The sequence below is a fragment of the Aeromonas veronii genome (genome assembly GCF_040215105.1).
In the GTDB taxonomy this organism is placed as follows: Bacteria; Pseudomonadota; Gammaproteobacteria; order Enterobacterales; family Aeromonadaceae; genus Aeromonas; species Aeromonas veronii_G.
Map to the genome: position 1 here is coordinate 3,877,861 of NZ_CP157875.1, position 7,140 is coordinate 3,885,000.

Below are 7,140 nucleotides of genomic sequence, written 5' to 3' on the forward strand. Positions count from 1 at the left end.
ACTGTGAAATCAGTGAGATTTAATGGGCTGACCACGCAGCCGGGCCAACAGGGTTTCCCCCAACAGGGTGAAGATCCCGAACAGAGCCAAGAGGCTGGCCACCGCGAAGGCGGCGCCGGTCTGGTACTCGTTGTAGAGGATCTCGATGTGCAGCGGCAGGGTGTTGGTCTGGCCGCGAATGTGGCCCGAGACCACGGACACGGCGCCAAACTCCCCCACCGCCCGGGCGGTACAGAGCAGCACGCCATACATCAGACTCCATCGAATTCCTGGTAAGGTGACCCGCCAGAACATCTGCAAACCGCTCGCCCCCAGCATGATGGCTGCCTCTTCCTCTTCCGGTCCGCGAGCCTCCATCTGGGGCAACAACTCGCGCACCACGAAGGGCACGGTAATGAAAGTGGTGGCCAGGATGATCCCAGGGGTGGCGAAGATGATCTTGATGTCGTGCTCACTCAACCAGTCACCGAACCAGCCACGGCTGCCGAACATCAGCACGAACATCAGGCCGGCGATGACGGGGGAAACCGAGAACGGCAAGTCAATCAGAGTGATGAGTAGTTGCCGGCCCGGGAAGCGGAAGCGGGCGATGGCCCAGGCGGCCGCCAGACCGAACAGCACGTTCAATGGCACCGAGCAGAGGGTCACCAGAGCGGTGAGGCCGAGGGCGCTCAGGGCATCCGGTTCGCTGATGGCATGCCAGAAGAAAGCAAGACCCGGGCTCAGCGCCTGAATGAAGACGGTAGCGAGTGGCAACAACAGCAGGGCGGCAAACCAGCCCAACCCGACTGTGATGAGCAACCACTTGACCCAGACCGGCTCGCGAGTCACGGGCTCATGGCTCGACCGCGTGCCCTGCGGGGCGGTCTCGACAACCAGGGTAGAGGCATTCATATGCGGCTCCCTCCGATACGGGCCCAGCTCCAGGCCTGCAACTTGTTGATGATCAACAGCAGAATGAATGAGATAAGCAGCATGACGGAGGCGATGGCGGAGGCGCCTGCGTAGTCATACTCCTCCAGGTGGCTCATGATCATCAGCGGCGCGATTTCCGACACCATGGGCAGATTGCCTGCGATGAAGATGACGGAGCCGTACTCCCCCACCCCGCGGGCGAAGGCCAGGGCGAAGCCGGTGAGCAGCGCCGGGATCAGGGTTGGCCAAAGCACCCTGGCAAAGGTCTGCCAACGGTTGGCCCCGAGGCTTGCGGCCGCCTCCTCCTGCTCGGTCTCGGCTTCACGCAGCACCGGCTGCAGGGTGCGCACCACGAAGGGCAGACCGATGAAGGTCAGGGCTATCACCACACCAATGGGGTTATAGGCGAGTTCGATGCCAAGGGGAGCAACCCATTGGCCGATCCAGCCGTTGGGGGCGAAGATGGCGCACAGGGCGATACCGGAGACGGCGGTGGGCATGGCGAACGGCAGATCGATGAGCGCATCCACCAGACGACGACCGGGGAAGCTGTAGCGCACCAGCACCCAGGCCAGGATGAGACCGAACAGGCTGTTGAGCAGGGCGGCGATAAAGGCGGCACCGAAGCTCAGGCGAAATGAAGCCAACACCCGGGGGGAGTTGATCACCTGCCAGAATTCGGCGGCACTCAGGTTGTTGATGGCAAACAACACCAACGCCGAAAGCGGCAACAGCACCAGTATGCCCAGGTAGAGCAGGCTGAAGCCCAGCGTCGCCCCCAGGCCAGGCAGGACAGAGTAAGAACTTAATCGCATAACACTTCCGATTGTTATAAGTAAGTTTCGATATAGCGATTCTGCTCACTCCCGCCAGATGCAACAAACACCAATAACGCCTTTGCTAATCACTTTTTTATCTAACAACGATGAAACAAGGCTTTTAGAGCAACAAATATAAAAAAAGGTCTTTTATATAAATAAAAGACCTAACCAAACGGAGCCGTAAAACCAAAACCGGAAGTGGATGCCATGAGTACGATCATGGGGACGGACGACGGGCCCCCATCTCTTGTGTTTCCTCCTTGGCCTCTGCGCCGTGACGATCGATGACTAACGGAAGCTGAGTGCCGCCCGCTTGCCCCAATCGGTCTGAAGCGGTTCCACCACCATCTCGGCCCGCCGATGAAGGGTGCCGAGCAGGTTGAGACCCTGACTCCACTCCCCGTGACCTGACTGGGCATTGATGTGGCCCACCTCCCCCGCATCGAACAGGGGAACCTGCCACTGGCGGCTCCAGTACTCGGCTCGCTCGAACGACATCCATGGATCGTTGCGACTGGCGATAAGCTGGGCGGAGACCTTGACCGATCCCGCCAGCGCCTCGTCCGGGATGCCAAAACGGGCCGGATCGGCGGGAGCCACGATCAGGATGGAGGAGACCTTCTCCGGTTGCAGCCTGGCGGCGGCGATGGCCGTCAGGGCACCGAAGGAGTGGGCCACCAGATGCACCCGGCCACGCCGGCTCCTGAGCTTGCTCGCCAGCTTGGCACTCCAGACCGTGAGGTCAGGCTTGTCCCAGGGCAGCCCGACCATGCGCTGCCACTGGGGGAAGTGTTGATGCCAGCGACTCTGCCAATGATCCGGTCCGCTGTTGTGCAGACCGGGAACCAGGAGGATCTTGTTCATCTGGAGGCTCCTATCCGTGATGCGGGACCCAGTGGGGCAGACTTAGCTGCCCGGCTGGTAGATCTGGTCGAACAGACCGCCCTGGGAGAAGTGTTTCTTCTGGGCCTTGTCCCAATCCCCTTCCAGATCCTTGACGGTGAACAGGTTCAGGGTCGGGAACTGGGCCGAGGTCTCCTTCAGGATCGCCGGATTGCTGGGACGGTAGTGATACTTGGCGATGATGCGCTGCCCCTCATCGGAGTAGAGATAATCGAGGTAGCCCTTGGCGACCGCCTCGGTGCCGTGTTTCTTGGCGACCTTGTCCACCACGGTGACCGGCGGCTCCGCCAGAATGGAGACGGACGGTACCACCAGTTCAAACTTGTCACTGGTGCCCGGCTGACCCAGCACCAGCAGCGCCTCGTTCTCCCAGGCCAGCAGTACGTCGCCGAGGCCGCGTTCGATAAAGCTGGTCGTGGCACCGCGAGCACCGGAATCCAGCACCTTCACGTTCTTGAACAGGTCTCCGACGAACTGCTTGGCCTCCTCCTCACTGCCGTCCTTCTTCAGGGCATAGCCCCAGGCAGCCAGGTAGTTCCAGCGCGCCCCGCCAGAGGTCTTGGGGTTGGGGGTGACGATGGAGACATCCTTGCGCACCAGATCGTCCCAGTCCTTGATCTGCTTGGGATTCCCCTTGCGCACCAGGAAGACGATGGTGGAGGTATAGGGAGACGCGTTATTGGCGAGCCGTCCCTCCCAGTCACTGGCGGTGAGGCCGGCCTTGGCCACTGCATCGACGTCGTAGGCCAGCGCCAGCGACACCACGTCGGCTTCCAGACCGTCCACCACGGCACGTGCCTGCTTGCCGGAGCCACCGTGAGACTGGCTCACCACCACATCGTCTCCGGTCTTGCTCTTCCACTCCTTGGCAAACGCCGTGTTGTACTCCTGGAACAGCTCGCGGGTAGGGTCGTAGGAGACGTTGAGCAGCCGGACTTCGGCGGCATTGGCTTGGCCGAGCGCAAGCAGGGATAACAGGGAGAGAGCGGTCATTCGCAGTTTCATGGTGATACTCCTTATCGTTGGATTGAGTACAGCATGCCTCCTCTTTGATATACCAGGAAGAAAGAAATAGCGCATTGCTTATCTCTTTTCTGCATATCAAGGGTGAGTCAAAAACAAGATTAAGGTGAGATCGCGAGGGAAAAATGAGAAATACAGGGACGAAAAAAAGCCCAGTCGTTAGACTGGGCTTCTTGTTAGTGGCGGAGCGGACGGGACTCGAACCCGCGACCCCCGGCGTGACAGGCCGGTATTCTAACCGACTGAACTACCGCTCCGCATTCGGTTAGCTTTCGCTAAATCTTTTGCCGCTTCATGAGGTGTCATCCTCGCAGCCAATCGCGCAATGTGTGCACAACTGTTTAATTGGGTGCCTGGCAGTGTCCTACTCTCGCATGGCGAATGCCACACTACCATCGGCGCTACCGCGTTTCACTTCTGAGTTCGGCATGGGATCAGGTGGTTCCACGGCGCTATGGCCGCCAGGCAAATTCTTAATCTAGAAAGCTGACGTGAATAACGATGTCGCTCTTGGCTCGTCGCTATCACTGAATTTGAGTAGTTCATGCACTTGCTACAAGGCCCAGAACACTTCTTGGGTGTTGTATGGTTAAGCCTCACGGGTAATTAGTATGGGTTAGCTCAACACGTCACCGCGCTTACACACCCCACCTATCAACGTTGTGGTCTCCAACGGCCCTTTAGGACCCTCAAGGGGTCAGGGATGACTCATCTCAGGGCTCGCTTCCCGCTTAGATGCTTTCAGCGGTTATCGATTCCGAACTTAGCTACCGGGCAGTGCCACTGGCGTGACAACCCGAACACCAGAGGTTCGTTCACTCCGGTCCTCTCGTACTAGGAGCAACTCCCTTCAATCATCCAACGCCCACGGCAGATAGGGACCGAACTGTCTCACGACGTTCTGAACCCAGCTCGCGTACCACTTTAAATGGCGAACAGCCATACCCTTGGGACCGACTTCAGCCCCAGGATGTGATGAGCCGACATCGAGGTGCCAAACACCGCCGTCGATATGAACTCTTGGGCGGTATCAGCCTGTTATCCCCGGAGTACCTTTTATCCGTTGAGCGATGGCCCTTCCATTCAGAACCACCGGATCACTATGACCTACTTTCGTACCTGCTCGACCTGTCCGTCTCGCAGTTAAGCTGGCTTATGCCATTGCACTAACCTCCTGATGTCCGACCAGGATTAGCCAACCTTCGTGCTCCTCCGTTACTCTTTGGGAGGAGACCGCCCCAGTCAAACTACCCACCAGGCACTGTCCGCGAGCCCGATTCAGGGCCCTGCGTTAGAACATCAAACATACAAGGGTGGTATTTCAAGGACGGCTCCACGACAACTGGCGTCATCGCTTCAAAGCCTCCCACCTATCCTACACATGTAGGTTCAATGTTCAGTGCCAAGCTGTAGTAAAGGTTCACGGGGTCTTTCCGTCTAGCCGCGGGTACACCGCATCTTCACGGCGAATTCGATTTCACTGAGTCTCGGGTGGAGACAGCATGGCCATGGTTACACCATTCGTGCAGGTCGGAACTTACCCGACAAGGAATTTCGCTACCTTAGGACCGTTATAGTTACGGCCGCCGTTTACCGGGGCTTCGATCAAGAGCTTCGCTTGCGCTAACCCCATCAATTAACCTTCCGGCACCGGGCAGGTGTCACACCCTATACGTCCACTTTCGTGTTTGCAGAGTGCTGTGTTTTTGATAAACAGTCCCAGCCATCTGGTCACTGCGACTCCCGACAGCTCCATCCGCAAGGGACTTCACCATCAAGAGCGAACCTTCTCCCGAAGTTACGGTTCTATTTTGCCTAGTTCCTTCACCCGAGTTCTCTCAAGCGCCTTGGTATTCTCTACCCGACCACCTGTGTCGGTTTGGGGTACGATGACTTGTAATCTGAAGCTTAGAGGCTTTTCCTGGAAGCAGGGCATCAATGGCTTCCGCACCGTAGTGCGTTCGTCTCGTGTCTCAGTGTTGTGTCTCCGGATTTGCCTAGAAACACCACCTACGCACTTTCACCAGGACAACCGTCGCCTGGCCCACCTAGCCTTCTCCGTCCCCCCATCGCAATTACAAGTCGTGCAGGAATATTAACCTGCTTCCCATCGATTACGCCTTTCGGCCTCACCTTAGGGGTCGACTCACCCTGCCCCGATTAACGTTGGACAGGAACCCTTGGTCTTCCGGCGAGGAGGCTTTTCACCCCCTTTATCGTTACTTACGTCAGCATTCGCACTTCTGATATCTCCAGCATACCTCTCGATACACCTTCGCAGACTTACAGAACGCTCCCCTACCACTCACGCTTAGCGTGAATCCGCGGCTTCGGTGCCTGGTTTGAGCCCCGTTACATCTTCCGCGCAGGCCGACTCGACTAGTGAGCTATTACGCTTTCTTTAAATGATGGCTGCTTCTAAGCCAACATCCTAGCTGTCTGAGCCTTCCCACATCGTTTCCCACTTAACCAGAACTTTGGGACCTTAGCCGGCGGTCTGGGTTGTTTCCCTCTTCACGACGGACGTTAGCACCCGCCGTGTGTCTCCCGGATATTACTTACTGGTATTCGGAGTTTGCATGGGGTTGGTAAGTCGGGATGACCCCCTAGCCCAAACAGTGCTCTACCCCCAGTAGTATTCGTCCGAGGCGCTACCTAAATAGCTTTCGGGGAGAACCAGCTATCTCCGAGTTTGATTGGCCTTTCACCCCCAGCCACAGGTCATCCCCTAACTTTGCAACGTTAGTGGGTTCGGTCCTCCAGTTGATGTTACTCAACCTTCAACCTGCCCATGGCTAGATCACCCGGTTTCGGGTCTACACCTTGCAACTAGACGCCCAGTTAAGACTCGGTTTCCCTACGGCTCCCCTATACGGTTAACCTCGCTACAAAATGTAAGTCGCTGACCCATTATACAAAAGGTACGCAGTCACCCCGAAGGGCTCCCACTGCTTGTACGTACACGGTTTCAGGTTCTATTTCACTCCCCTCACAGGGGTTCTTTTCGCCTTTCCCTCACGGTACTGGTTCACTATCGGTCAGTCAGGAGTATTTAGCCTTGGAGGATGGTCCCCCCATGTTCAGACAGGATGTCACGTGTCCCGCCCTACTCGATTTCACATCAAGGTTGTTTTCGTGTACGGGGCTATCACCCTGTATCGCCGGCCTTTCCAGGACCGTTCCACTAACTTCCAAGATGCTTAAGGGCTAATCCCCGTTCGCTCGCCGCTACTGAGGGAATCTCGGTTGATTTCTTTTCCTCGGGGTACTTAGATGTTTCAGTTCTCCCGGTTCGCCTCCGTTAGCTATGTATTCACTAACGGATACCCAGCTTATGCTGGGTGGGTTTCCCCATTCGGAAATCTGTGAGTAATAGCGTCTCTTACCGACTTCTCACAGCTTATCGCAGGTTAGTACGTCCTTCATCGCCTCTGACTGCCAAGGCATCCACCATGTACGCTTAGTCACTTAACCATAC

The 7,140-nt window shown here is 57.1% G+C and carries 4 protein-coding genes, 1 tRNA gene and 2 rRNA genes; all 7 read right to left on the bottom strand.

Annotation, left to right across the window (positions count from 1 at the left end; genetic code table 11):
- Positions 1-9: 9 nt before the first annotated feature.
- The 7 genes from cysW to ABNP46_RS17845 all read right to left on the bottom strand — a co-directional run bounded on the left by cysW (position 10) and on the right by ABNP46_RS17845 (position 7,136).
- Complete coding sequence (gene cysW, locus ABNP46_RS17815) at positions 10-894, bottom strand: sulfate ABC transporter permease subunit CysW (RefSeq protein WP_349919601.1); 885 nt, start codon at positions 892-894, stop codon at positions 10-12.
- Positions 891-1,730 (bottom strand): sulfate ABC transporter permease subunit CysT, encoded by an 840-nt coding sequence (cysT, locus tag ABNP46_RS17820; protein ID WP_349919603.1) that lies wholly within the window; start codon positions 1,728-1,730, stop codon positions 891-893. The genes cysW and cysT overlap by 4 nt, the downstream gene beginning before the upstream one ends.
- Before the next feature lie 294 nt (positions 1,731-2,024).
- Positions 2,025-2,600 (bottom strand): RBBP9/YdeN family alpha/beta hydrolase, encoded by a 576-nt coding sequence (locus ABNP46_RS17825; protein WP_349919604.1) that lies wholly within the window; start codon positions 2,598-2,600, stop codon positions 2,025-2,027.
- 42 nt (positions 2,601-2,642) lie between these two features.
- Positions 2,643-3,644 (bottom strand): sulfate ABC transporter substrate-binding protein, encoded by a 1,002-nt coding sequence (locus ABNP46_RS17830; RefSeq protein WP_349919606.1) that lies wholly within the window; start codon positions 3,642-3,644, stop codon positions 2,643-2,645.
- Between the two features lie 198 nt (positions 3,645-3,842).
- A tRNA-Asp gene (locus tag ABNP46_RS17835) sits at positions 3,843-3,919 on the bottom strand.
- Between the two features lie 94 nt (positions 3,920-4,013).
- Positions 4,014-4,128: ribosomal RNA gene (gene rrf, locus ABNP46_RS17840) — 5S ribosomal RNA — on the bottom strand.
- 119 nt (positions 4,129-4,247) lie between these two features.
- Positions 4,248-7,136 (bottom strand): 23S ribosomal RNA (locus tag ABNP46_RS17845).
- Positions 7,137-7,140 lie beyond the last annotated feature (4 nt).

Excerpts from the sequence above, each read along its gene's own strand:
- cysW (WP_349919601.1), bottom strand. The coding sequence starts at position 894 with ATGAATGCCTCTACCCTGGTTGTCGAGACCGCCCCGCAGGGCACGCGG.
- cysT (WP_349919603.1), bottom strand. The coding sequence starts at position 1,730 with ATGCGATTAAGTTCTTACTCTGTCCTGCCTGGCCTGGGGGCGACGCTG.
- ABNP46_RS17825 (WP_349919604.1), bottom strand. The coding sequence starts at position 2,600 with ATGAACAAGATCCTCCTGGTTCCCGGTCTGCACAACAGCGGACCGGAT.
- ABNP46_RS17830 (WP_349919606.1), bottom strand. The coding sequence starts at position 3,644 with ATGAAACTGCGAATGACCGCTCTCTCCCTGTTATCCCTGCTTGCGCTC.